This is a genomic window from Pseudomonas sp. GD03944 (genome assembly GCF_029839275.1).
In the GTDB taxonomy this organism is placed as follows: Bacteria; Pseudomonadota; Gammaproteobacteria; order Pseudomonadales; family Pseudomonadaceae; genus Aquipseudomonas.
This window is the reverse complement of the sequence record NZ_JAOCAH010000006.1, coordinates 21846-46146: the sequence shown is the minus strand read 5'-3', so window position 1 is coordinate 46146 and position 24301 is coordinate 21846. Positions and strand designations below refer to the sequence as shown.

The following is a 24301-nucleotide window of genomic DNA, read 5'->3' as shown; positions in this document are numbered from 1 at the left end:
GTCCTTCGCCAATCAGTACAGCTGCGCTTTCACCAGGGGGCGCAGCAGGTAGTTCATGACGCTGCGCTTACCGCTGAGGATGTCCACTTCGGCGACCATACCGGGGATGATCGGCAGCACGTCGTCGCCACGCATCAGCTGGCTGCCGTCGGTCTTGATCAGTACGGCGTAGTAGAACTCCTTGCCCTGCAGCGTATCCTCGGAAATGGTGTCGGCGCTGATCTGTTCCAGGGTGCCGTTGAGGTAGCCGTAGATGCTGTAGTCGTAGGCGGTGATCTTCACCTTGGCCGGCATGCCGGGCACGAGGAAGGCCACGTCCTTGGGCTTGATCTTGGCTTCGACCAGCAGGCGGTCCTCCATCGGGATCACCTCCATGATCGGCTCGCCCGGCTGGATCACACCGCCCCGGGTGTTGATCAGCACGGTGTTCACCCGGCCGTTGACCGGCGACAGGATCTCGGTGCGCTGCAACTGGTCCTCGCGCTGCAGGATGATCGGTTCCAGGGCGCTGAGTTCGGCCTTCTTGTTGGAACGCTCGGTGTAGGCGTCCTGGAAGTAGGCGGTCTTAATCTCGGTGAGCTTGCCGCGCAGCCCGGCGATCTCCTGGCTCAGCTTGAGCGCCTCCATCTGGCTCACGGCGCGCTTGGCCACCAGCGGCTCGACCAGGTTCAGCTGGCGCTGCGACAGGTTGATCTGGTGGTTCAGCGAGGCGACGCTGTCTTCCAGCTTGGCCAGGCGCGACTTGAACAACCCCATCTCCGAGCGGGCCAGCGGGCTGTCCAGGGCGATGCCCTCGGGGAAGGTGATCGTGTCTTCGTTGAGCACCTCGGCATCCAGCCGCGCGATGGTGGCGCGCAGGGCCAGGGCCTGGTTCACCGACTCCTGGTAGGAGGTGCGAAAGCGCGTTTCGTCGAGGCGCACGATGGGTTGGCCGACCCGCACCATGTCGCCTTCGCTGACCAGCAGGCGGTCGAGAATGCCGCCTTCCAGGCTCTGGATCTTCTGGATGCGGCTGAACGGCACCACGCGGCCGTCGCCCCGGGTCACCTCGTCCAGTTCGGCCCAGATGGCCCAGGCGATGAACGCGGCCACGGTGAACAGGATGGTCCACATCAGCGGGCGGAACACCGGGTGGGTGGCAGTCAGCAGCGGGTCGTCCAGCGCCCGGCGCAGGCGATCATCAGATGCCATGGAGGCTCTCCTTGGCGTCAGGGGTCTGTACCCGGTTGTCCTGCACCAACTGGTCCAGGGCACCGTCCATGATCACCCGGCCCTGGCGCATGACGATGGCGCGCTCCACCAGTTCCAGGATGATCTTCTTGTGGGTGACCACGATCAGCGTGCGGCCGGCCAGCCAGCCGCGCAGGTACTCGACCACGTGTTTTTCGCTGGTCTGGTCGAAGGCCGCCGTGGGCTCGTCGAGCAGCACGATGGTCGGGTCCTGCAACAGCACCCGGGCCAGGCCGATGGCCTGGCGCTGACCGCCGGACAGGCTGGCGTTGCCCTGGATCAGCAGGTCCAGGCCCTTGGCATCGCTGCGTACCCAGTCGCCGAGGCCGACGCCGTCGAGGGCTTCATACAGGTCGTCGTCGCTCAGGGCGGCGTTTTCCAGGTTCAGGTTCTCGCGCAGGGTGCCGTAGAGCAGGGCGACGTCCTGGGGCAGGTAGCCGATGTTGTGGCGGCGGTCACTCGGATCGAGCTGGTCGATGCCGACATCGTCCAGCAGCAGGCGGCCGGATTTCGCATCCAGCATGCCCGCCAGCAGGCGCAACAGGCTGGACTTGCCCGCGCCGTTGCCGCCGAGCAGCGCCACGCGCTCACCGGCGCGAATGTGCAGCGCCTGGATATCGACCACCGCCGGTCCGTCGCCGTGGCTGAGGGTCACGGCGTCCAGGCGGTAATCGCCCTTGAGCTGCGGCTTGCGCACGAAGGTCCGGCCCGCCGGGCGTTCCACCGGGCCGCTCATCATCTGATCAAGGCCTTCCAGCGCCACCTTGGTGTGCTGCCAGCGGCCCAGGATCGAGGCGCTCTGCGACAGCGGAGCGATGGCCCGGGACGAGAGGATCGAGCAGGCGATCAGGGCGCCGACGGTCAGCAGGCCGTCGCTGATGCGGTACACGCCGAACACCACCACGCCCACGTAGCACAGCTGCTGCACGGTGCTGACGCCGTAGCTGAGGGCCGAGGTCAGGTTGCTGGTCTTCACCGCGCTGCCGGCGAGCTGGGCGGTGAGGGTTTCCCATAGCTGGGCGCAGCGGCCCTCGGCGCGTGACGCCTTGACCGTTTCCAGATGTTCGATGGACTCCAGCAGGATGCCGTTCTTGATCGCCCCCTCGCGCAGGTTCTGCCGCGACAGGCGCGCCAGGTGGCCTTGGGCGAGCAGGGCGGGGAGGACCATCAGGATCACCGCGACCACCGGCACCCAGACCAGGTGCCCACCGAGGATGGCGATGATCACCAGGAAGATCGCCACGAACGGCAGGTCGCTGATCAACGCCGCGCTGGAGGCGGTGAAGAATTCGCGCACCGACTCGAATTCGCGGATCTGCGTGCTGAAGGCGCCCACCGAGGCCGGTTTGGCCGCCATGCGGGTCTGCAGCGCGCGGTTGAACAGCAGGCTCGACAGCTGCAGGTCGATGCGCTTGCCCATGCTGGTCAGCAAATGCCCGCGCAGTACGCGCAGCACGCTTTCCAGGACGATCGCCAGGGCCACACCGGTGGCCAGGATCCACAGGGTGTCGAAGGCCGAGTTGGGCACCACGCGGTCGTAGACCTGCATGGCGAACAGCGCCGAGGCGATGGCCAGCAGGTTGGCGACCATGGCGGCGATGGCCACCTCCAGGTAGGAGCGGCGCAGGCGCTTGAGCGGGCCGAAGAACCAGTGTTCGTCGCTGCCCTGGGCGTAGTCGCCGATGCGGCCATCGTCGCGGTAGCGCGGCTTGGCGAAGACCACCGTGCCCTCGTGCATCGATTCCAGCACGTCCAGCGCCACCCGCTCGTGACCGCCGCCGGACTGGGGCAGCAGCAGGTCGGCCTGGCCGTCCTGCACGGCCTTCAGCAGCACGCTGCGGCCGTCGCGCAGGATCAGCAGCGCCGGCAGCAGGTAGTGGTCCAGCTCGCGCAGCGACTGGCCGCTCACCACCTGGGCATTGATGTCGGCGCGGCGCAGGGCGCGGGGCACCAGGCGCAGGGGCAGGCGGCCCAGTTCCAGGGGCAGGCCGTCCACCAGTTCGGCATCGCCGATCGGGTGACCGAGTTCCCGGCTCAGCAGCACCAGGCCATCGCGCAAATGATCCTTGGGAACCTTTCGCCCGGCGGGGGCAGGGGTATCAGGCGCCATTCAGACGGTTCTCCAGCAAAGCACCGAGCAGGCCGACCTGGGCCGCCGCGCGGTATTCGATACGCAGGCGTTCGATGCGCAGCGTCTCCAGTTGGCGCGCGGCCTCGAAGCGTTCGCGCTGCACGTTGAGCAGGTCGATCACATCGCGCCGGCCCACCTCGAACTGTTCGCGGTAGAGCGTGGTGACCTCGTCCGATTCGCTGACCTGCAGGCGCAGCGACTCTTCGCGCCAGCGCAGGGTGTCACCGGTGTCGAACAGGTTGCGCAGTTTGCGGCTGATGTCGCGCTGCATCGCGTCCTGGCTCCACTGGGCGGACTCGACGCGCTGCTGGGCGGCGGTCGGGCGCTGGAAGTTCGACAGGCCCTGGATGGTGTCCATGCGCAGGCGCAGGGCGATCATCGAGTCGTTCTCCAGCTGCCCGCCGATTTCCCGGCGCAGCGCCGTGGCCTCGAGGTTCAGCTGGGGCAACAGCGAAGCCTTGGTTTCCCGCAGCTCGGCCTCGGCCTGGGCGGTGCTCTGCACGGCGCGCTGGTACAGCGGCGAGGCCGTGATGACCTGCTTCAGGTCGCTGGCACCCAGGTAGCGCTGCATGGACAGCGGGTGAGGTTCGCTCAGGGCATCGGCGTCCTGGCCGACCAGGATCAGGTACTGGCTGCGGGCGTCCTGCAGGCTGCCTTTTTCCATGGCCAGCTGTTCCTGGGCCCGGGTCATTTCCAGGCCGGCTCGGTCCACTTCACTGCGGTCGGAATAGCCATCCTGGCCACGGGCTTCAGTCATGCGCAGCACATCGCCGAGGTTGACCAGGTGCTGGCGCACCACCTCCACCCGGCGCTCGGCGAGCAGGGTGTCGAGGTAGGTCTCGATGATATCCAGGGCCGCGTCGTCCCGGGCCACCAGGGCGCTTTCCGACAGGTGCAGGTGCTCGGCGGAGGCCCGCTCGACCCGGCTGCTGACCCGGCCCCAGTCATAGAGCATCTGCGAGGCGGTGACGTCGTACACCACATCGCCGAAGTTGAATTCCTCCGGGCCGCCGGAGAGGTTCAGGGAGGGGTAGTAGCCGCCCTTGGCAATCTTGATCTCGGTGTTGGCCCGCTCCGCGTCCGCCAGTACCGCGCGGACTTCGGGGTGGATGGCCAGGCCGGCCCGCACCGCCTCGGACAGCTCCAGGGCGGTGACGTGAACCGGACAGACCAGCGACAGCAACAACAGGGTGGCGCTCCCCAGGGGACGCGCCTTGGATGAGGAGAAACAGGAAATCGACTTCATACAATGACCTGAACGGTGTTCTCCTCGACGTAAAGCAGGTTGCTGCCAAAGGTATAGACGTTGTAGCGGATGCCATCGAAGCTCTGGGTGATGTTGGTGTTCACCGCGCCGATCACCCGCAGCACATCGTTGGAATCACCAGTGATCTGCAGCACGTTGTTGGCATCGGTCATTTCATCGACCTTGGCACTGGTGAGCGTGACCACACTGCCGGAGTCACCGGTCCCCAGGTCCAGGCGCTCGATATTGGTCACGGTGCCGACACCCGGTGCGGTGAAGTTGATGTCGATCCCGCCGTCGAGCAACAGGGTGTCGAAGCCGCTGCCGCCGTCAATGGAGAAGAAGTTGCTGGCCTTGATCTGGATGGTGTCGTTACCTGTCCCGGTTTCCACCCGGTCCCCCGAACCGATATTGAGGATCAGGTCGTTGCCACCGCCGGTCAGGATGCGCTCGGCGGCGGTAGCGGTGCCCGACATGATGTCGTCCGCTGCCGTGCCGATGACGGTGATCGCCCCGATGGTCAGGCCGAGCAGGCCAAGCGGGTCCAGGTCGATGACATAGGTCGCGCTCTGCTTGCCGCCCGACGTGGTGGTGATGCGCAGCTGCAGGTCCGGTCCCAGGTTCAGCAAGCCACCGAGGGTCAGGCCCAACTGGCTCAGCACGCTGGGGCTGAGCAGGTTCAGCGAGAACTGCCCGCTGGCGTTGGCGAGGATCGGCGCCAGGGTGACGTTGAGCAGCGGCGAGATCACTTCGATGGACAGGCTGGCATTGGCGTTGGTGGTGCCGGTGATGCCCAGTTTGGCGCCGCCCAGGCTGAGGTTGGCGTCCACCGCCAGGTTGCTCAGGGTAATGGGCTGCAGGTTGGTGCCCACACCCAGTCCGATGTTCGCCAGGCTGCTCGGGTTGCCGGCGGCGTCCCGGGCGCTCACGCTGATCTGCGCACTGAGCAGCTGGTCCCAGGTCAGGCCGACATTGAGCGCGGTGAGCAGGTTGAGCGAGACGAGGCCGGCATTGTTCGCTTGCACCGTCTGCGTTGCGGTGACGCCACCGATATTCACGGTAATGGTCACCGCCACACCGGGATCGGCGGAGATCGTCAGCAGACTGCCTGCCAGCGACAGCACCGGCGTCGTGGGGGCAATGGTATCGACCACGAAGTTGACCGGCGCCGAGTCGACCCCGCCGTTGACGTGGGCAGTCACCGACCCCGCGCCTTGCGGGTAGCTGCCGTTGCCGCCAGGCGGCACCAGGGTGGTGTTGAAGGCGCCGGCCAGCACTTCCGCCGCGGTGACGGTGTGCACGTTGGTGAACAGGAAGCCATTGACGCCCCGGTAGGTGAGGGTGACGGTGTCGCCGGTCCGCACGCCCGGCTGCAGGCCGATCTGCACCTGGATACCGTTGGTGAGTTCGGCCGCGTTGATCCAGCTGTCGGCCGCCTCCGCCACGCCCACCGCGGGCGGGGCCAGGTTGGGGGCGAAGACTGCGGCGGGGTTGCTGGTATTGCCCGCGGCATCGGTGGCAGTGACCGAGACGATCTGGCCGGCGATCAGGGCCGGTGCCAGCACGACGCTGTAGGTGCCGTTGGTGGCGGTAACCAGGATCGGCGTGCTGTTGCCCGGTATGGTGATGCGCACGGTGCTGCCGGCCTCGGCGGTACCGGTCAGCAGGGTGCCATCGGCGTTCACCTGGCCCGTGGGCACCGTGGGGGCCTGCCGGTCGACCGTGGCAGTCACCGTGTTGCTCGGGTTGCCGGCCGCATCATGGGTCACGACGCGGACCACGGTGTTGTGCGTCAGGGGCGCGCCGGGGACCGTGTAGCTCCAGATGCCGCTGGCATTGGCCTGTACCTGTGCGATAGGCGAGCCGAGGCCGTCGGTCAGGGTCACGATGGCGCCGGCTTCGGCGGTGCCGCTGAGCAGCGTCCCGTTACCCACGCTGATGGTGGGGTCTGCCGGCGGCACGGCGTCCACGGTCACGGTGGCGGGTGCGCTGGTGTTGCCCAGCGCATCGCGCGTGACCACGCTGACCACGGTGCCATGGGGCAGCGACAACGGTGCGATGTTCCAGCTGCCGTTCACCGCGATGGTGCTGCCCACCTCGACACCGTTGACGAGGATGGCCACGGTGGCACCGGTTTCGGCGGTGCCGCTCAGCACGGTGCCGTTGCTCGGGTTGACGATGGGCACCGGTGGCGGCGTGGCGTCCACCACGGTCGAAGCCAAGGGGCTGGTATTGCCACTGGCATCACGAGCGATCACATCGACGGTGACGCCGTCGGCCAGCGGCGGGCTGGCGGTGAACGTCCAGGTGCCGTTGCCGCCCACTTGGGCGGTGCCGATCTGCACGCCTCCCACGCTGAGCACCACCGTGCTGCCGGCCTCGGCGGTGCCGTTGAGCAGCGTGCCGTTGGTGAGCTGGATGGTGGGCTGGGGCGGTGCGATGGCATCGACCCTGATCACATCGAAGGCGCTGGTATTGCCCAGGGCATCGCTGGCCGTGGCAGTGAGCAAGGTGCCGTCGCCCTGCGCCGGGCTGATGGCAACCGTCCATTTGCCATCGGCACCCACTACGGTGGTGCCAAGTGTCGTTGCCCCCAGCCTGATTACGATCGTGGCGCCGATTTCTCCCGTACCGGTGACGGTGGTGGCGGTGGCGGTCAGCGCATCCGGGACCGCCGGCGGCATGGCATCGATTACCGTACTCACGGGGGCGCTGGTATTGTTCGACCCATCGATCACGACCGCCGTGACCTGCACGCCATCAGGAATGAAGGGGCTCGGGAAGTGAGACCAGTTGCCTGCGTTATCGACGGATACGAGAACGCTCAGGCCATTGATGGTCAGTTCTACCTGCGTGTTCGCTTCGGCAGTGCCGCTGATGACAGTGCCCCGGCTGGGGTTTATGACCGGTGGTTCGGGCAGCGAGGCATCCACCGTTTGCGTGCCGGGCAGTACGCTGGTGTTGCCCGCCGCGTCGGTAGCCCAGGCCCGGATCACATCGCCGTCGGACAGCGGTCCGATGTTGTCCACCCGCCAGGCGCCATTGGCATCGGCCGTGACGGTGCCGGCGTTGAATGGCGCGCCATTGACGGTGAAGGTGATGGTGCTGCCGGGCTCGGCCGTGCCGTTGATGCTCTGGCCACTGCTCACGCTCACCACGGGTGAAACCGGTGGCTGGTTATCGGTGACGGTGCTGGCCGACGCACTGCTGTTGCCGCTGGCATCGGTGGCGACCACGCTGACCGTGGTGCCGTTGGGCAGTGCCGGTTGCGGTGTGTAGGTCCAGGCGCCGCCGGGGCCATCGGCAATGACGGTGACCGTCACGGGGTTGCCTTGGGACACGAAGGTCAGGGTGACTTCACTGTTCGCTTCGGCGGTGCCTTGCAGGGTGACGCCCTGGCTCGGCTGGATGGTGGGCGCGTCGGGGGCCACGCTGTCCACGGTGCCGACGGCCGGGGTACTGGTATTGCCCAGTGCATCGCTCGCCGTCACGCTGATCGCGGTGTCGTGCAGCAGGGGCGGCGTCGGTGTGTAGGTCCAGTTGCCGCCCGGGTCGGCGGTGACGGTGGCCAGCACGGTGCCGGAGCCGGTGCTGATGACCACCGTGGCGCCGCCTTCGGTGACGCCCCTGAGCAGGCTGCCGTCGCTCGGCTCCAGGCTGATGGCCGGTGCCTGCCGGTCGATGACGATATCTGCCGGGTCGCTGGCGTTGCCGGCGGCATCCTCGGCCACCACGCTGATGGCGGCATTGTGGGCCGGAGGTGCGATCGGGGTGTATTCCCAGCGTCCGTCCGGCCCGGCGATGACGCTCACCGGCGAGTTGCTGAGGCCGCTGATGGTGACTGTGGCCCCGGCTTCGGTCACCCCGGTGAGCAGGTTGCCGTTGCTGGCCTCCAGGGTGACGGTCGGTACCACGCTGTCGACCACCGTGCTGGCGGGCGGGCTGTCGTTGCCGGCGGGGTCGCGGGCCACCACGGTGACCGTGGTGCCGTTGGGCACGGCCGGGGTCGGGGTATAGGTCCAGTCGCCGGCACCGTTGCTGGTGACGGTGATCGGTGTGCCGGAGCCGATGGTGATCACCACGTCGGTGTTCGGTTCGGCGGTGCCGGTCAGGGTGGTGCCCTGGCTGGAATCGATGGTGGGGGTGGCGGGCGGCACGGTGTCGATGACCGTGATCGGCGACAGCGCGCTTTCGTTGCCGGCCACATCGCGGGCCGCGGCCCTGACCGGGTCGCCGTCGAGCAGCGCCGGGTTGGGGGTGAAGCTCCAGTTGCCCTGGCCATCCACCGGCACCTCGACCACCGTGCCATCGGGCAGGGTCAGCAGCACGGTGCTGCCGATGTCGGCCGCGCCGCTGATGAGCGTGCCGTTGCTGGGGGCGATGGTAGGAATGGCGGGCGGTGCATCGTCGCTGACGGTGCTGACTGGCGGGCTGACATTGCCGGCTGCATCGATCGCCACCGCGTTGACCGTGGTGCCGTTGGGCAGGGCCGGGCTGGGGGTGTAGGTCCAGTTGCCGAAGGCATCGGTCAGGGCCTGGCCAATCAGGCCGCCGTTGCCGTCGGTGAGGCGCACCGTGGTGCCGGCCTCGGCGGTCCCGGTCAGGGTGTCGCCCTGGGTCGGTGCGAGGGTCGGCGCCAGGGGCGGTACGGCATCGACGGTGATGGTGGTGGGGGCACTGAGGTTGCCCGCCGGATCGGTGGCGGTGACCTTGACCAGGGTGCCGTCGGGCAGGGCGGACGAGGGCGTGAAGCTCCATACCCCGGCGCCGTTGGCGGTCACCTGGCCGATCACGTTGCCCGAGGCATCGGTCAGGGTGATCTGGGCATTGCCTTCGGTGGTGCCGCTGAGCAGGTCACCCTTGCTTGGGGCGACCGACGGTGCCGCGGGCGGTACGCCATCCACGTTGATGCTGGTGACGCCACTGGGGTTGCCCAGGGCATCCCGGGCCTGAGCGTTGACCCGGGTGCCATGGGGCAGCGGGTTCAGCGGGCTGAACGTCCAGTTGCCGTTGGCATCGGCAATGGTGGTGGCGAGCGGTTGCCCGCCCACCCCGGTGGTCAGGATCACCGTGGCGCCGGCTTCGGCGGTGCCCTTGAGCACGGTCCCGTTGCTGATCGCGATCGTCGGATCGGCTGGCGGCGCGCGGTCGATGACCACCGTGGCCGAGGGGCTTTCGTTGCCGACCGCATCGCGTGCGACCACGGTGACCTGGGTCAGGTCAGCCAGCGGTGCGCCCGTGACAGTGTGGCTCCAGTTGCCATTGCCATCGGCCACCACTTCGACATTGAGACCCGGGCCGGTCAGCAGGATGGTGCTGCCGGCTTCTGCGGTGCCGCTCAAAACCGTACCGTTGCTGGGGGTCACGCTGGGTACGGGCGGCGGCACGCTGTCCACCACCGTGGTGGCCGGGCCGCTGAGATTGCCCAGGGCGTCGCGCACCGCCGCATTGATTTCGCTGGCATTGGCCAACGCCGGTGTGGCGGTGTAGCTCCAGTCGCCACTCGGATCGGCCGTCACGGTGGCGATCACGTTGCCGGCACCGTCGGTCAGGACCACGGTCTCGTTGGCACCTGCCGTGCCGGTGACGGTGGTGCCGTTGCTCGGGTCGATGGTCGGGCGGTCCGGCAAGGTACCGATCACGGTCGTCGGGACCGATGGATCGCCGGTGTTGCCGGCGGCATCGGTGGCCGTTGCGGTGATCGCCACCCCGTCGCCTATCGCCGGGTTGACCGTCACGCTCCAGTGGCCGGTGGCGTCCACTACGACCGGACCGATGGTGATGGCGCCTGCGGTAATGATCAGCAGGCTGCCGGCTTCCGCGGTACCGCTGATCTCGCTGCCATTGGTCGGCGAAACCACCGGAGGTGGGGGGGGGCGTGGTGTCGGCGGTGACCGGGGCCGGTGGGCTGGCGTTGCCAGTGGCATCGCTGGCCACCACCGACACCGTGGTCCCGCCGCTGACCGGCGTGGTGGGGTTGATGGTCCAGTTGCCGGTCACGGGGTCGGCCGTGGTGCTGCCGATCGGCGCGCCGTTGGCGTCACGCAGGGTCACGGTGACGCCGGGTTCGGCAGTACCGGTGAAGGTGGTGCCGTTGCTGGGGTTGACCACCGGGGCGGGCGGCGCGGTGTTGTCCACGGTGACCGTGGTGAAGGGGCTCTTGTTGCCCGCCGCATCGTGCGCGACGACGGTCACCTGGGTGCCGTCGGCCAGGGCCGGGCTGGGCGTGAAGCTCCAGGCGCCGGATGGGCTGGCGGCCGTCAGTTCGGCGAGCACCCGGCCATTGTCGTCGGTCAGCACCACCCGGCTACCCGGTTCGGCCGTGCCGCTCAGCGCGGTGCCTGTTGTCGGTTGGATGGTGGGGGCGGCCGGGGGGACGGCGTCCACGGTGCCGTTGACGCCGGCACTGGTGTTGCCGGCGGTGTCCGTGGCGGTGATGGTGACGCTCGCACCGTTGGCCAGCGGGGAGCTGGGCAGGAAACTCCAGTTGCCGGACGCGTCGGCATTGACCTGGCCGAGCACCCCGTTGCTGTCACTGATGGTGACGGTGCTGCCGGCTTCGGCGGTGCCGCCCAGCTGGGTGCCGGTGTAGGTGGTCAGCGCCACCGCAGGGGGTTGTGTGTCCAACGGGAAGGTGGAGGACGCACTCGTGCCAAGGCCGTTCTGGATGTAGGCCGAGACCGTCGGGCCGACCGGGTAGGGCGCCGAGAGTGGATAGTTCCAGGTGCCGCCGGAGGTCACCAGGGCCTGGCCGATGGTGTTGCCGGCGCCGTCCAGCAGCGTCACGGTGGCGGCGACCGGGCCGGTGCCACTGATGCCGTTGCTGTTGGCCTGGGTGATCACCGGCGGGCTGGGCAGGCTATCGGACACCACCACGCTGGTGGGCGGGCTGACGTTGCCCGCAGCGTCGCGGGCCGTGACGGTGATCGTGGTGCCGTCCGGAATCGGCGCCAGCGGCGTGTAGCTCCAGTTACCATTGGTGTCCACCGGCACGGAGACCGTACTGTTGCCGATCACCACGATGACCACCGTAGCGCCGGCTTCGGCCGTGCCGTTGACGACAATGCCGTTGCTGGCGGTCAAGCTGGGGGCCTCGGGCGGTGTGGTGTCCGGGGCGGTCACGGTGATCCCGGAATTGCTGTTGCCAGAAGGGTCGGTGACCACCACCGAGACGTTCTCACCGTTGATCAGCGGCGGATTGAAAATGACCTCGAACTGCCCGTCGGCGCCCACCGGGGCGGTCGCATCGGCGACGCCATCGCCGTTGGTGTCCACCTTGACCGTGCTGCCGGGTTCGGCACGTCCCGTCAGCTTGCTGCCATCGGGGGCCATCTGCAGTTGTGTGGACTGGGCCGGGGCGATGTCGTCGGGCGCGCGGAACGAGTTGCTTGCACTCAGGCTGCCGTTCGCCGCGCGGACCCGGACGGTGATCAGCTCACCGTTGTTCATGGTCTGCAGAAAATTCAGCGTGAACACGCCGTTGTTGTCCGCCACCACGGTGTAGTCGGCCACGCCATCGCCGTTGATATCCACTTCCACGGTGCTGCCGGGGGCGGCGTTGCCGCTCAGCGAACGGCCGTCGCTGCTCAGGCGTATGTCGTTGGCGGCGGGTGTGGCCGGCGGTGGAGGGGGCGGGGCTTCACCACCGCCGCCACCTCCACCACCACCGCCGCCGCCACCGGCAATCGCAGCGCCGCCGGCAATGGCCAGGCCGCCGGCCACCAGCATGCCGGTGGTGCCGAGACCGCCAGCGGCCGTGGCGGCAGTCAGGGATTCGAAGCCAGCAGCCACCTCCTGGGCCTGGTAACTGGCGACCATGACGCCTTCGGGCGTGGGGGCGCTGAGTTCGACCAGCAGCAGCTCCTGTTCTTCACCGACTAGGTAGAGCTTGCTGGGGGGCTGGCCTTCGACATAGAAGTTGTCGATGCGCAGGCTTTCGCCGTCGGTCAACTGGATGACCAGGTCGTTGCCGTCCCGGGTGTAGCTGGCGACCGCATCAGGGCTGATACCCAAGGCGACGTTGCTGCTCTGAGCCAACTGGAGGGTACCGCTCACGGTGCGTTCGGTACTGAGTGAAACAGCTTGGTCGAGCGGCGATACCTTGGCTTGGATATCCATGGTTGACGTCATCCCTAATGTCGAAATCGCAGAACGCGATATGGATTTCACCGGTGTCCGTCTGGGCGGTTTCCGGGCTGAATTTGGTAGGCGTATTTATAGTCGCTCAGTGCCAACCGTGAGAAGCCAAGCGTCGGTTGGCTCAGGCCGGCAATTTCCATTGGTTATAAGGGTTGTGCGCTTATTACTTTGGGTGACTCGAGAGCAGGGGCGGGAGTGACAGCTGGGATATGGCAAAAAGCCATACTTTTCAGCAGGTTAAGCGTGATTTACAGCGCGTTTTGTTAGGACGATCGTACGATATTCGCGGTCCGTTCCTGGACGAAGGAAATAGCCGGAAAGGTGTAAATCTGCCGACCTGGTCAGCTTCCGAAATATGTAACAACATGTTTCATTTTTGGCGTTTCAGGGCCTGGAAAGCGTTTGGTGCGTCACAACTCCTGACACCGGTAAGGCCCAACAGGCGGGGCTCGAAGTCTGCCCCGGTGACGTTAACGAGCGCTGCTCAGTAGTGGTTCAGGGCTGTAACACCATAGGAATCTGCCTATTTATTAAGCGGCTCGATTGACGCCGACCGGCCCGGGTGCGATGCAGCGCTCAACGCCGGTCCCGTTCCGCCCGGATGAACTCGATGAACGCCTTGAGCGCGGCGGGCAGGTGGCGGCGGCTCGGGTAGTAGAGGTTGAGGCCGGGGTAGTAGGGGCACCAGTCGCCCAGTACCTGCACCAGCTGGCCGCTGGCGATGGCGTCCCGGGCCATGTCCTCGAACACGTAGGCCAGGCCCACGCCCTGCAGGGCCGGGCCGATCATCAGGCCGACGTCATCCAGGGTCAGCGGGCCGTCCACGCTGATTTCCTGGACGATGCCGCCGCGCTCGAACTCCCAGTGGTACAGCGCGCCGCTGGGGAAGCGATGGCGGATGCAGGGCAGGGCGTGCAAGTCTTCGGGTTTATGCGGCAGCGGATAGCGCTCGAACAGCGCGGGTGCGCCCACCACCACCGAACGCATGGCCGGCCCGAGGGGCAGGGACACCATGTCCGCCTGCAGCCGCTCGCCGAAGCGCACGCCGGCGTCGAAGCCCGCCGACACCACGTCCACCAGGGCGTCGTCGGCCACCACCTCGATGCGCACTTCCGGGTAGGCCGCCAGGAAGCGCCCCACCAGCGGCAGCAGCACCAGTTGCGCGGCGGGCAGGCCGGCGTTGATACGCAAGGTGCCGGACGGCTTGTCGCGGAAACTGTTGAGGTCTTCCAGGGCGTCGTCGATATCGCGGAACGCCGGGCTCACCCGCCCATACAGGCGCTCGCCGGCCTCGGTGAGGGCCACGCTGCGCGTGGTGCGGTTGAACAGGCGCACCCCCAGGCGTTCTTCCAGGCCGCGCAGGGCGTGGCTCAGGGCCGAGGGCGAGAGGCCCAGTTCCACCGCCGCGCGGCTGAAACTCAGGTGGCGGGCGATGCACAGGAAGATCGCCAGGTCGGCGGCGGAGACGTTTTTCATTCGTGAATTCAGCTCAAAAGCCCATGCCATTTTCTTGGGATTATCACAGGAGTACCGCACACCTAAAGTGGCGTCAACTCATCGAGAAGGCCCGACGCCGTGTCGGGTCACCCACAGGAGGAGTTGCTATGCGTACTTGGCTGATTACTGGTGCATCCCGCGGTCTGGGTGCCCTCATTGCTGAAAAAGCCCTGCAAGCCGGCGACGCGGTGATTGCCACCGCCCGCAAGGTGAATGACATCGACGCCCGCCTGGGCAGCCACCCGAACCTGCTGGCGGTGCGCCTGGACGTGACAAAAGAGGACGAGGCCCACCAGGCGGTCGCGGCCGGCATCAAACACTTCGGTCGCATCGACGTGGTCATCAACAATGCCGGCTACGGCGTGCTCGGTGCGGTGGAAGAAACCAGCGCCAAGGAAACCGAAGGCCTGTTCGCCACCAACGTGTTCGGCACCCTCAACGTGATCCGCGCGGTACTGCCGCACATGCGCCGCCAGCGTTCCGGGCACGTGATCAACATTTCCTCGCTGGGCGGCTACCAGGCCTACTACGGCTGGGGCGTGTACGGTTCCACCAAGTTCGCCGTGGAAGGCATCACCGAAGCGTTGCACCAGGAACTGGCGCCGCTGGGCATCCACGCCACGGTGGTCGAGCCGGGCTTCTTCCGCACCGACTTCCTCGACGAGCAGTCGCTGATCAAGACCGCCCTGGAGCTACCCGACTACGACGACACCGTGGGCGCCATGCGCCGTTTCGCCGAGTCGGCCAACCACGCCCAGCCCGGCGATCCAGACAAGTTCGCCACGGCCATGCTGGCCCTGGTCAACGCACCCAACCCGCCGCAGCGCCTGGCCCTGGGCAGCGACGCGGTGGCGCGGATCGAGGCGAAGCACGCGTTCGTCAACGCCGAGGTGGCCGAGTGGCGCGACCTGTCGCTGTCCACGGACTTCGCGGTCTGACCGCGGGCGGCGGTTCGCTACAGCGAAACGGGAGGCCTGGCCTCCCGTTTTCGCGTTCAGCGGCCATTCGCGCCGCTTGTTGCCAAAACTTTGAAACAGAAAGAGAAAATTTCTTGAACTGGCGTCACCGGCTCAGGGTCAGCTTCTAGTACCTGACTTCACTCACTACGGTGTGCTTTCCCATGATCAAGAAATGCCTTTTCCCCGCAGCTGGATACGGAACTCGCTTTTTGCCGGCTACCAAGTCGATGCCGAAGGAGATGCTGCCGGTCGTCAATACACCGCTGATCCAATACGGTGTCGAAGAGGCGTTCGAGGCGGGCCTGACGCAGATTGCCGTGGTCACCGGGCGCGGCAAGCGCGCGCTGGAAGACCACTTCGACATCAGCTACGAGCTGGAACACGAGATTTCCAATACCGGCAAGGAAAAATCCCTGAGCGGTATTCGCCACCTGATCGACAACTGCACCTTCTCCTACACCCGCCAGGTGGAAATGAAGGGCCTGGGCCACGCGATCCTCACCGGCCGGCCGCTGATCGGCGACGAAGCCTTCGCCGTGGTGCTGGCCGATGACCTGTGCATCAACCTCGACGGCGACGGCGTGCTGGCGCAGATGGTCAAGCTCTACGAGCAGTTCCGCTGCTCCATCGTGGCGATCCAGGAAGTGCCCCCGGAGGAAACCCACAAGTACGGGGTGATCGCCGGTGAAGCGATCCGCGACGACGTGTTCCGCATCGAGAACATGGTGGAAAAACCCCAGCCGGAAGACGCGCCGTCCAACCTCGCCATCATCGGCCGCTACATCCTGACGCCGGACATCTTCGCCCTGATCGAGCAGACCGAGCCGGGCAAGGGCGGCGAGATCCAGATCACCGATGCCCTGATGAAGCAGGCCAAGCAGGGCTGTGTGCTGGCCTACAAGTTCAAGGGCCAGCGCTTCGACTGCGGCTCCGCCGAGGGCTACGTCGAGGCCACCAACTTCTGCTTCGAGAACATCTACAAGGCCAAGAAAAAGGCCCCTGAGGCCGGTGCGGCAGTAGCCCCTGCCGCCGAAGCCCTCAGCGCCGATGCCAAGAGCCCGCGCCTGGAAGCCGTGTAGCGAACCGGCCGCTACGGCCTTCGCCCTTGCCGTCGGCGTGCACCCGCAGGTGCCGCCGGCCGGCCGCGCCGCCCAGGCCTCATTGCAGCCACGCGCTGCCTTTACTCAGGAGGACCGCACGATGGATGGCCAAGAAACCTTGCCGGCCCAGCACCAAAACCAGCAACCCGGCCGGGAACAGGACATGAACCCGCAGCCGATCTACCTGGCCAGCACCTACCGGGCTGCCGATAAGCTGGCCGGAAAGGTGGCGATCATCACCGGCGGCGACAGCGGCATCGGCCGCGCCGTGGCCGTGCACTATGCCCTCGAAGGCGCCCATGTGGCGCTGGTCTACCTTAACGAGGACGAGGACGCCAACAAGACCCTGGCCGAAGTCGCCAGCCACGGCGGTCAGGCCATCGCCCTGGCTGGTGACGTGGCCGATGCCGGCTTCTGCCAGCACATCGTCGACGAGGTGATCGCCAAGTGGGGGCGCCTCGACATCCTGGTCAACAACGCTGGCGAGCAGCACCCCGAGAAGAACCTGGAAGACCTGGACCAGAGCACCTGGGAGCAGACCTTCCGCACCAACATCTTCGCCATGTTCCAGCTGACCAAGGTGGCCCTGGCGCACCTGCAGCCGGGGTCGAGCATCATCAACACCAGCTCGATCACCGCCTATAAAGGCAACCCGATGCTGCTGGACTATTCCTCGACCAAGGGCGCGATCACCTCGTTCACCCGCTCGCTGTCGATCAACCTGGCGCCCAAGGGCATCCGGGTCAACGGCGTGGCGCCGGGGCCGATCTGGACCCCGCTGATTCCGTCGACGTTCAGCGCCGAGAAGGTCGCCACCTTCGGCTCCGACACGCCCATGGGGCGTCCGGGACAGCCGTCGGAAGTGGCGCCGGCCTTCGTTTACCTGGCCAGCAACGATGCGTCCTATGTCACCGGCCAGATGCTCCATGTGAACGGCGGTAGCGTGGTCAACGGCTGACCCTCGCTTCCCGCTGCACGCAGCGCTGTGCTGCGCCGCTTTTGGGCTGGCATCAAAGCCAGCCTGTCCCGACGTCCCAGCGTTTTTCGCGACATGACGAACCGGCCACCCACGGCGTTCCTTTCTGCTCGCCGGCGGCCGAGGAGAACAGACAATGGTACGCAACGGTGCAGACATCCTGATCGACACGCTGATGGCGTTCGGCGTCGACACGATCTACGGCCTGCCGGGTGATGGCATCAACGGCATCATGGAGTCCATTCGTACCCACGAGGGGCTGCGTTTCATCCAGGTGCGTCACGAGGAATCCGCCGCCTTCGCCGCCGTGGCCCATGCCAAGTTCACCGGGCGCCTGGGCTGTTGCCTGGCCACCACCGGCCCAGGCGGCACGCACCTGCTGACCGGGCTGTACGACGCCAAGTTCGACCGGGCCCCGGTGATCGCCATCACCGGCTCGCCGTTCCACGACCTGTCCGACACCTTCACCCAGCAGGACATCGACCACTCCAAGCTGTTCATGGACGTGGCGGCCTACACCGCACGCGTCACCGGCGTGCGCCACGTGGAGAACGCCACCACCCTGGCGTGCCGGCATGCCCTGAGCGAGCGGGGCGTGGCGCACCTGGCGCTGCCGGCGGACGTGCAGGAAGACCCCGAAGACGAAGACAGCCCCTCGCCGCGCAACGTCCAGCACCATGTGTCGATGACGATGGCCGAGGCGCCCCGTGCGGCGGCCCAGGACGGCATCGAGCGGGCGGCCGAGCTGCTCAACGCCGGCCAGCGAGTGGCGATCCTGGCCGGGCAGGGCGCGCTGGAAGCCGTGGACGAACTGGTGGAGATCGCCGAGCGGCTGGGCGCACCGATCATCAAGGCGCTGCTCGGCAAGGGCCTGCTGGCCGATGACCACCCGCTGACCACCGGCGGCGTCGGCCTGCTGGGCACGCGCCCGAGCCAGATTGCCCTGGAGCATTGCGACACGCTGCTGATCGTCGGCTCGACCTTTCCCTACATCGAGTACTACCCCCATCCGGACCAGGCCCGCGGCGTGCAGATCGACAGGGACCCGACGCGCATCGGCATCCGCTTCCCGGCGGAGGTCGGGCTGGCCGGCGATGCCCGGGAAACCCTGCGCGTGCTGCTGGAGCGGGTGCAGCGCAAGGCGGACCGGTCATTCCTCGAACAGACGCAGCAGCTGTACGGCGAATGGCGCGACGTGTTGCGCACCTCCTGCGGGCGCAACGTGATCCCCATGCCGCCCGGGCGGGTGGTGCGCGACATGGGCGACCGTCTGCGCGACGACGCCGTGGTGGTGTGGGATTCCGGGCACAACACCGGGCTCATGGCTCGCTACCTGGAGGCCAAGGCCGGCCAGCGCTACGGCGGCTCCGGGCTGATGGCCTCCATGGGCTGCGCGGTGCCCTACGCCATCGCGGCGGCGCTGGTGCACCCGGGGCGGCAGGTGGTGGCCTTCTGTGGCGATGGTGGCTTGAGCATGCTGATGGGCGAACTGGTGACCATCACCCGCTACCAGTTGCCGATCAAGATCGTGGTGATCAAGAACAACACCCTCGGGCAGATCAAGTGGGAGCAGATGATGTTCCTCGGCAACCCGGAAACCGAGTGCGAGCTGACCCCCATCGACTTCGCCCAGGTGGCGGAGGCCTGCGGCATTCGCAGCTGGCGCCTGGAAGACCCGGCGCACAGCGAAGCGGTGGTCGAACAATGCCTGGCCCACCCCGGCGCCGGGCTGATCGAGGCGGTGGTCGACCCCAACGAGCCATTGCTGCCACCCAAGCGCAACGAGCTTTACGTGCGTAACCTGCACAGCGCCATCCGCCAGGGCACCCCCGGTGCCGAGCAACTGCGTGAATCCCTGAACCGGGAACCGGCGCTGACCCTGCTCAAGCCCTGAGCCCCCGTCGCCGTGATCACCCACTCACGGCGGCAGGCTTTATCGTTCTAGTTGGTTTTTCTTTTTATATGAAGTGCACAAGAAAGTGCCGCTTCGCTTACTGGCGAGTGCGGTTTTATATAACGTTAAGTTGTTGTTTCTTGGTGGCCAGGTTCTAAGTAAGGCTGTCATTTCGTTATCACGATAGTGGCCAGTTATCAGGTGCTTACTGGCGTTTGAGTTGCATTGTGATATTGCAAAAAAAGAGCATGAAAAAGTGAAAAAATTTGCTGAACAACTGTAAGGGGGTGCTGCCTCATTCTATGTGGAGGCAATCCAGCTTCTGCGCACTCAGTAACAGGAGTTTCTATTATGGCTGGTAATAACAACCCAGGTAATTTCTCCAACGATCGCGAAAAAGCGTCGGAAGCAGGGCGCAAAGGCGGTCAGAACAGTGGCGGTAACTTTGCGAAGGATCGCGAGAAGGCTTCCGAAGCCGGACGTAAAGGGGGGCAGAACAGCCACGGCGGCCGCAACCAGTAGGCCGCATAACAAAAGCCCGCTTCGGCGGGCTTTTGTTTGGAGAAACTTAAAAAGAACAACCGGATTGGTTTATCGATGAGGAACGCCGCGATGGATGCCATCGAATTACTGAAGAAAGACCACGAAACCGTGAAGACATTGTTGACCCGCCTGACGGACACCTCCGAGCGGGCGGTTCAGACACGCAAGAAACTGTTGCAGAAGATCGAACTCGAGTTGCAGGTACACACCGCGATCGAAGAACAGATCTTCTACCCGGCGTTCAAGGCGGCCGGCGAGAAAGATGAAGTCATACTCACCAGCGAAGCCAAGGAAGAGCACCGCGCGGTGGATTCCCTGGTACTGCCGGACATCAAGGAAACTTCGCCGTCCTCCCTCGAGTTCTCCGGGCGGGTCAAGGTGCTCAAGGAACTGCTGGAGCACCATATCGAAGAGGAGGAGAGCGACATGTTTCCCCAGGCGCGCAAGCTGCTGGGCAAACAGAAGCTCCTGGAGCTGGGCCAGGAAATGGAAACCCTGCAGAAATCCATGAAGCAAGGCCGGGAGGCCGAGGCGGCCTAGCCAACGCCTGGCCTCGGCACAAGAAAGCCGCTCATCGAGCTGGTGCTGATCACCACGTAAGAAATGCCGCTTTCCTTTCTGTGGGAAAGCGGCATTTTCTGGGCGTGAAACCGCGGATATCGTCTGCAAGAGGTTGTTCCGAGGCTAGGGTGTAGGAGCGTCGCCCTCGGCGCGAAACGATTGCAGCCACGCCATGGAATCCATGTCGTGCTCGCCATTCGCCGCGGGGCGCGGCTCCTACAGGCGCCTGGCCTTCTTGTGCATGGCCAGCGGTCAGAGCGGGCGGGTCAGGCGCAGCACCACGCAGGCTATACGGTCTGCCGTCGCATAGGCCTGTTTTTCCAGCTCCTCGCCAAACACGTCCGGATCGATTTCCTCGTAGTCCCAGACCCAGCCGAGGTCGGCCAGCGACGGCTGCAAGGCGTCGAAGAAGGGGTCTTCGCCGTCGAAGATCGCCACGCCGGTGTAGAGCACCAGCGTGCCGCCCGGTGCCAGGCGCTCCAGGGCCGCATCGAATATCTGCAACGACAGCCCGGCGCCGTGGGCACCGCCGCCATGGCGGTAGGTGCGTTGCTGCGGGTCGAGCATGTAGGGCGGATTGGCGACGATCAGGTCGAAGACGCCGTCGACATTGCGCAGCAGATCGCTGTGCCGGGCCGCCAGGTTGAAACAGCCGGCCAGCCGCGCATTCACCGCGGTAAAGGCCAGGGCCCGGGGGTTGATGTCCAGGGCCAGCACTTCGGCTTCGGGGCGCAGCTGGGCCGCCGTCAGGGCGCCGGGCCCGGCCCCGCAGCCGATATCGACGATGCGGGTCACGGGGCGGGTGTCCTGACGCAGGTGAGCGCGAATCGCCCGGGCGAAGCGGTAGGTGTCCGGGCCGAAGAACACCGCGTCGGCGTCAGTGGTGGGAAAACGTGAGTGAACGAACAGATCATCCCCCAGGCTCGACCAGCGCACCCGGCTGATCCACTGTTCGCCGTGGGCCTCCAGCACCTCGGCCTGGCACATCAGCTCGAACAGCTCGTCCTCCAGCACCGCGCGGCTGAACGGCCGACTCCAGCCGAAGACGTCGGTCAGGGTGTGTGCCTGCTGGTTGTCGGGGCGCTGGTTGACCCGCTGGTGGGTGAGTGGGGTGGGCGTGGTGAAGCGGTAGCCGCGGGCCCGCAGCGAGGCACCCAGGCTCAGCAGGGCGACGGAGGCGGGCGAGGTGGGTGCGAGCATGGCGAGGGGCTCCTGTCTCAGTAAGCCAGCGCGGAAAAGGTGCGGGTGGCCGCCAGCCCCGCTGGCGTGGCGTGGTGCACCGGCGCCAGCAGTTCGATCAGGCGCGCTTCGCGCTGGGCGGCGTCCAGGCACTGCAGTTCGGCGCGCAGCAGGCGCTGTTCGCGCTCCAGTTCGCTGCCCGGGGTGGCGGTGGTCTGTTCCGACAACAGGGCGGCCCGCGGCCGGTGCTTGCGGAACGGGTTGTCGACGCTGTGCTCGGCCGAGGTGCTCAGCCAGTCGCCGGCGATCCAGTCATGGATGAGCTGCTGCTCGAAGGCGCTGAACACCCCGAACATCGCCGCGCCTTCGCCGCGCACCAGGCTCCAGAAGCGGCTGTCCGCCGGGGCCTGGTGGCGCCTGATCCAGCCCCGGCGCTGCAGGGCGTCGAGGAAACCGCCGATGCCCTCGGCAGAGGCCAGCCACTGGTTCACCGTGCGGCCCTCGATGCGGCAATAGTCCGAATGCACCTGGCCGGCCACGGCGCGCTTGCGTTCGAGCATCTCGTGAACTTCGGTCTCCAGGTCGAACCCGGCGATGACGCTGCGCGAGCTGACGCCCAGGTCGTTGAGGCGGTAGCCCAGGCTCACCCGGCGGTAGAAATCGGTGGCATCGCCCACCAGCGGCAGGTTGTCCAGCACCGCGCGCACGGCCTTGGCCGCGTGGCCGGTGGCGCTGTTGTCGATGGTGACGTGCAACAGGAAGTAGTACGGGTCGATGCCCAGTTCTTCCAGCTCGAAGGCGCTGATCAGCAGGTGCAGGGGCAGTTGCTCGTAGCCCAGGTTGTAGCCGATGACCTCCGGCAGGAAATCGTCCGCCAGGTGGCCGAGGGCGAGCTGGATCGCGCCCTGCAGGTACAGCGAATCGTCCAGGTCGCTCAGGTCGTCGCAGCCCTGGGCGGCCAGCAGGCGGCGGTAGAGCAGCACGTGGTTCTGCCCCGGCACGCCGTCGCCCAGCTCTTCCAGGTAGGTACGCACCAGAGGCTGCACGCGCATGTCGCGCCAGTGCGGCAGGGTGCCGTACAGCCAGGCGCCATCCACCAGCTTGGTCGGCGCCACGCTGCGCAGGAAATACTGGGCATGGGCGCGGTTGTGGAAGTACAGGCGGCCGCCGCCGGCGCGACGGCTCTGCAGGTAGGCGGCGTATTGTTCGGTCACCTCTTCGGCGCCGCGCAGGGACCAGGCGTGCAGTTCGCCCGGGGTCTCCGGCAGGTCGCAGGGCAGCTCGGCGACCTCGCCCAGGCATTCTTCGAGAAAGCCGCGGGCGGCGTCGCGCCCCTCCACGGGTTCGGCCAGCAGGTGTCGGTAAATGCATTGCCACCGGCCGCCGGCGGGCACGGAGGCGCTGCGGCTGCTGTGGGACGTATCGACAAGACTGAGGATGGACATCGGCAAAACCTCCAGGGCCGGTGTGTCGGGCAACCAGGGCGCCGCCTCCCGGCCGGCCCCGTGCCTCTTGGTTGAGAGAGGGGCCGTGGAAAAAAGATTCCACCTAAATTCGCCCCCAAGCGAAGCGCACCGACAGGTTGAACCCCGGCGCCACGGCGGGCATCAACAGCAAGGACCCGCAGAAGGAAAGCGCCATGCCCAGTCGTTCCAGCCTTACGTTCGGCATCGAGGAGGAGTACTTCCTCACCGACCTCGCCAGTCGCCGCATCCCCCATGCGCCCGTGCCCGGTTTCGCCGAGGCCTGCCAGGCGGCCCTGGGCAGTCTGGTCACCCGCGAGATGTTCGCTGCCCAGTTCGAGGTGGTGACGCCGGTGCTGCACAGCCTCGACCAGGCCCGCGAGTGCCTCGCCGAGGCCCGCACCACCCTGGCCCGGGTGGCCCGCGACTTCGGCCTCGGCCTGGTGGCCGCCGGCACCCAGCCCCTGGCCCAATGGCGGCAGCAGCGCCCCACGGACGTGGCCCGCTACCAGCAACTGTTCGATGACTTCCAGATGGTCGCCAGCCGCAGCGTGCTGGCCGGGCTGCACGTGCATGTCGGGGTGCCGGAGGACGTCGACCGTATCCGCGCGATGAACCGGGTGACGCCCTGGCTGCCGTTGCTGCTGGGCCTCAGTGCCTCGTCACCGTTCTGGGCCGGCAAGCCGTCCGGGCTGATGAGCTACCGCCAGGCGGTGTGCGACGAGTGGCCGCGCATGGGCATTCCCGACCATTTCGACAACGACGCCGAGTACCAGCGCTACGTGCAGCTGCTGCTCGACACCGGCTCGATCCGCACCTCAGCGGACGTGTGGTGGAACATCCGCCCCTCGGTGCGCTACCCGACCCTGGAGCTGCGCATCGCCGATGCCTGCCCGCAGCTGGACGACGCGCTGTGCATCGCCGGGCTGTTTCGCACCATGGTGAGCCATGCCTTGCATGCGCCGCGCCCGGACTGGGTGGACGACCCCATGACCCGGGTGATCACCCTGGAAAATCGCTGGCGCGCCAAGCGCCAGGGCCTGCGCGGCGCCTTCATCGACCCGGCCACCCAGCGTGCGCTGCCCTTCGCCGACTGGCTGGAAAACGTCCTGCAGGAGGTGCTGGTGTACACCGTCAGCGGTGACGAACCGGCCCTGCAGCACGCCCGCACCCTGGCCCGGGAAGGCGGCAGCGCCGAGGCGCAGCTGGCCACCTACCAGCAGGCGCGGGACGCCGGGCGCGGCCACGGCGAGGCCCTGGTCCAGGTGGTGGATGCACTCATGGCGCAGACCGAACTGCAGGGTGTGGCCGAGGGGCGGCGAATAGCTTGAACGTATGGGCGGCGTCGATTTCGGAATAGGAGCATTCCTTTTTCCAGGAGAC

General features: G+C 66.7%; 14 protein-coding genes and 2 pseudogenes. 7 read left to right on the top strand and 9 right to left on the bottom strand.

Annotated elements, in window-relative coordinates; all coding sequences use genetic code 11:
* Positions 1–12: 12 nt before the first annotated feature.
* The 7 genes and pseudogenes from N5C28_RS11310 to N5C28_RS11280 form a co-directional block, all read right to left on the bottom strand.
* On the bottom strand, positions 13–1191 hold the full coding sequence (locus N5C28_RS11310; RefSeq protein ID WP_279822333.1) for an HlyD family efflux transporter periplasmic adaptor subunit: 1179 nt from the start codon (positions 1189–1191) through the stop codon (positions 13–15).
* Positions 1181–3340 carry a type I secretion system permease/ATPase gene (locus N5C28_RS11305; protein WP_279822330.1) on the bottom strand — a complete coding sequence of 720 codons (2160 nt, stop codon included), beginning with the start codon at positions 3338–3340 and terminating at the stop codon, positions 1181–1183. Before N5C28_RS11305 ends, N5C28_RS11310 begins: the two co-directional genes overlap by 11 nt.
* Entirely contained in the window at positions 3330–4607 is a 1278-nt protein-coding gene (locus N5C28_RS11300) for a TolC family protein (RefSeq protein WP_279822328.1), read from the bottom strand. The genes N5C28_RS11305 and N5C28_RS11300 overlap by 11 nt, the downstream gene beginning before the upstream one ends.
* On the bottom strand, positions 4604–10249 hold the full coding sequence (locus N5C28_RS11295) for an Ig-like domain-containing protein (protein ID WP_279822650.1): 5646 nt from the start codon (positions 10247–10249) through the stop codon (positions 4604–4606). Before N5C28_RS11295 ends, N5C28_RS11300 begins: the two co-directional genes overlap by 4 nt.
* 72 nt (positions 10250–10321) lie before the next feature.
* Positions 10322–10534, bottom strand: a pseudogene (locus N5C28_RS11290) (Ig-like domain-containing protein); the annotation flags it as partial.
* Between the two features lie 19 nt (positions 10535–10553).
* Positions 10554–12725 (bottom strand): annotated as a pseudogene (locus N5C28_RS11285) (Ig-like domain-containing protein); the annotation flags it as partial.
* 597 nt (positions 12726–13322) lie between these two features.
* A complete protein-coding gene (locus N5C28_RS11280; protein WP_279822325.1) occupies positions 13323–14222 on the bottom strand; it encodes a LysR family transcriptional regulator in 900 nt (299 codons plus the stop codon).
* Between the two features lie 128 nt (positions 14223–14350).
* Here N5C28_RS11280 and N5C28_RS11275 point away from each other — a divergent pair, with 128 nt between their 5' ends.
* The 6 genes from N5C28_RS11275 (at position 14351) to N5C28_RS11250 (ending at position 20255) form a co-directional block, all read left to right on the top strand.
* Positions 14351–15181 carry an oxidoreductase gene (locus tag N5C28_RS11275; RefSeq protein ID WP_279822322.1) on the top strand — a complete coding sequence of 277 codons (831 nt, stop codon included), beginning with the start codon at positions 14351–14353 and terminating at the stop codon, positions 15179–15181.
* 182 nt (positions 15182–15363) lie between these two features.
* Positions 15364–16281, top strand: a complete 918-nt coding sequence (gene galU / locus N5C28_RS11270; RefSeq protein ID WP_279822320.1) for a UTP--glucose-1-phosphate uridylyltransferase GalU — start codon at positions 15364–15366, stop codon at positions 16279–16281.
* A 121-nt stretch (positions 16282–16402) separates the two neighbouring features.
* Positions 16403–17260, top strand: coding sequence for an SDR family oxidoreductase (locus N5C28_RS11265; protein ID WP_279822318.1), 858 nt, complete (start codon positions 16403–16405; stop codon positions 17258–17260).
* 154 nt (positions 17261–17414) lie between these two features.
* Complete coding sequence (locus N5C28_RS11260; protein WP_279822316.1) at positions 17415–19172, top strand: thiamine pyrophosphate-dependent enzyme; 1758 nt, start codon at positions 17415–17417, stop codon at positions 19170–19172.
* A 351-nt stretch (positions 19173–19523) separates the two neighbouring features.
* Positions 19524–19694: a general stress protein gene (locus N5C28_RS11255; protein WP_279822315.1), complete on the top strand. Its 171-nt coding sequence runs from the start codon at positions 19524–19526 to the stop codon at positions 19692–19694.
* 90 nt (positions 19695–19784) lie between these two features.
* Positions 19785–20255 (top strand): hemerythrin domain-containing protein, encoded by a 471-nt coding sequence (locus tag N5C28_RS11250; protein ID WP_279822312.1) that lies wholly within the window; start codon positions 19785–19787, stop codon positions 20253–20255.
* Positions 20256–20528: 273 nt separating this feature from the next.
* Here N5C28_RS11250 and N5C28_RS11245 read toward each other — a convergent pair whose 3' ends face one another.
* Together N5C28_RS11245 and N5C28_RS11240 are read right to left on the bottom strand one after the other, a co-directional pair.
* Positions 20529–21476 (bottom strand): class I SAM-dependent methyltransferase, encoded by a 948-nt coding sequence (locus N5C28_RS11245; protein WP_279822310.1) that lies wholly within the window; start codon positions 21474–21476, stop codon positions 20529–20531.
* Between the two features lie 17 nt (positions 21477–21493).
* Complete coding sequence (locus N5C28_RS11240) at positions 21494–22900, bottom strand: iron-containing redox enzyme family protein (RefSeq protein ID WP_279822309.1); 1407 nt, start codon at positions 22898–22900, stop codon at positions 21494–21496.
* Between the two features lie 194 nt (positions 22901–23094).
* Here N5C28_RS11240 and N5C28_RS11235 point away from each other — a divergent pair, with 194 nt between their 5' ends.
* Positions 23095–24249 (top strand): carboxylate-amine ligase, encoded by a 1155-nt coding sequence (locus N5C28_RS11235; protein ID WP_279822308.1) that lies wholly within the window; start codon positions 23095–23097, stop codon positions 24247–24249.
* Positions 24250–24301: the final 52 nt, after the last annotated feature.